The following is a 1,549-nucleotide window of genomic DNA, read 5'->3' as shown; positions in this document are numbered from 1 at the left end:
CAGCGGATAGGGACCGAACTGTCTCACGACGTTCTAAACCCAGCTCGCGTACCGCTTTAATGGGCGAACAGCCCAACCCTTGGGACCGACTCCAGCCCCAGGATGCGACGAGCCGACATCGAGGTGCCAAACCATCCCGTCGATATGGACTCTTGGGGAAGATCAGCCTGTTATCCCCGGGGTACCTTTTATCCGTTGAGCGACAGCGCTTCCACAAGCCACTGCCGGATCACTAGTCCCGACTTTCGTCCCTGCTCGACCCGTCGGTCTCACAGTCAAGCTCCCTTGTGCACTTACACTCAACACCTGATTGCCAACCAGGCTGAGGGAACCTTTGGGCGCCTCCGTTACTCTTTAGGAGGCAACCGCCCCAGTTAAACTACCCATCAGACACTGTCCCTGATCCGGATCACGGACCCAGGTTAGACATCCAGCACGACCAGAGTGGTATTTCAACGACGACTCCACAACCACTGGCGTGGCCGCTTCAAAGTCTCCCACCTATCCTACACAAGCCGAACCGAACACCAATATCAAACTATAGTAAAGGTCCCGGGGTCTTTCCGTCCTGCTGCGCGAAACGAGCATCTTTACTCGTAGTGCAATTTCACCGGGCCTATGGTTGAGACAGTCGAGAAGTCGTTACGCCATTCGTGCAGGTCGGAACTTACCCGACAAGGAATTTCGCTACCTTAGGATGGTTATAGTTACCACCGCCGTTTACTGGCGCTTAAGTTCTCAGCTTCGCCACCCCGAAAGGCAGCTAACCGGTCCCCTTAACGTTCCAGCACCGGGCAGGCGTCAGTCCGTATACATCGCCTTACGGCTTCGCACGGACCTGTGTTTTTAGTAAACAGTCGCTTCTCGCTGGTCTCTGCGGCCACCCCCAGCTCAAGCAGCAAGTGCTATCACCAGGAATGGCCCCCCTTCTCCCGAAGTTACGGGGGCATTTTGCCGAGTTCCTTAACCATAGTTCACCCGAACGCCTCGGTATTCTCTACCTGACCACCTGAGTCGGTTTAGGGTACGGGCCGCCATGAAACTCGCTAGAGGCTTTTCTCGACAGCATAGGATCATCCACTTCACCACAATCGGCTCGGCATCAGGTCTCACCCTCAACGTGTGACGGATTTACCTACCACACGGGCTACACCCTTACCCCGGGACAACCACCGCCCGGGCTGGACTACCTTCCTGCGTCACCCCATCGCTTACCTACTACAAGTCTGGTTCATCGGCTCCACCACTACCCTCAACTCCGAAGAGATCGGGCCGGCTTCACGGACTTAGCATCGCCTGATTCAGTACTGGGCGTTTCAAAGCGGGTACCGGAATATCAACCGGTTGTCCATCGACTACGCCTGTCGGCCTCGCCTTAGGTCCCGACTTACCCTGGGCAGATCAGCTTGACCCAGGAACCCTTAGTCAATCGGCGCACACGTTTCTCACGTGTGTATCGCTACTCATGCCTGCATTCTCACTCGTGAACCGTCCACAACTCGCTTCCGCGGCTGCTTCACCCGGCACACGACGCTCCCCTACCCATCCA

1 rRNA gene is annotated in these 1,549 nt (G+C 56.4%); it reads right to left on the bottom strand.

What is annotated here, in order from left to right:
* Nucleotides 1–1,549: ribosomal RNA gene (locus tag ACH4KB_RS37885) — 23S ribosomal RNA — on the bottom strand; the annotation flags it as partial.

It is taken from the genome of Streptomyces sp. NPDC017520, from assembly GCF_044329855.1.
Classification (GTDB): domain Bacteria; phylum Actinomycetota; class Actinomycetes; order Streptomycetales; family Streptomycetaceae; genus Streptomyces.
This window is presented reverse-complemented; position numbering and strand designations above follow the sequence as displayed.